This window comes from Enterobacter sp. IF2SW-B1 (assembly GCF_001743375.1).
GTDB classification, from domain to species: domain Bacteria; phylum Pseudomonadota; class Gammaproteobacteria; order Enterobacterales; family Enterobacteriaceae; genus Enterobacter; species Enterobacter bugandensis.
Window position 1 is genome coordinate 1 of the sequence record NZ_MJAA01000114.1, and the last position, 647, is coordinate 647.

Below are 647 nucleotides of genomic sequence, written 5' to 3' on the forward strand. Positions count from 1 at the left end.
TTGCTCGCACGCGGCATGCTCTGCACGCCAAAAAAGCAATCATAGCACGCCATAAACACCGCCACCGCACCATTACCGCCGCTACGTTCGGTCAGGGTACGGCTCCAATTACGGCTACGCATACTCTTCCTTTTTCAATATTATTGAAGCATTTATCAGGGTTATTGTCTCATGAGCGGATACATATTTGAATGTATTTAGAAAAATAAACAAATAGGGGTTCCGCGCACATTTCCCCGAAAAGTGCCACCTAAATTGTAAGCGTTAATATTTTGTTAAAATTCGCGTTAAATTTTTGTTAAATCAGCTCATTTTTTAACCAATAGGCCGAAATCGGCAAAATCCCTTATAAATCAAAAGAATAGACCGAGATAGGGTTGAGTGGCCGCTACAGGGCGCTCCCATTCGCCATTCAGGCTGCGCAACTGTTGGGAAGGGCGTTTCGGTGCGGGCCTCTTCGCTATTACGCCAGCTGGCGAAAGGGGGATGTGCTGCAAGGCGATTAAGTTGGGTAACGCCAGGGTTTTCCCAGTCACGACGTTGTAAAACGACGGCCAGTGAGCGCGACGTAATACGACTCACTATAGGGCGAATTGAGTGAAGGCCGTCAAGGCCTAGGCGCGCCGGATCCCCCGGGCCATACTAGT

At 48.7% G+C, this 647-nt stretch carries 1 pseudogene; it reads right to left on the reverse strand.

Going from position 1 to position 647, the window contains the following annotated elements:
* Positions 1 to 401: 401 nt before the first annotated feature.
* Positions 402 to 573, reverse strand: a pseudogene (locus A6013_RS25900) (hypothetical protein); the annotation flags it as partial.
* Positions 574 to 647 lie beyond the last annotated feature (74 nt).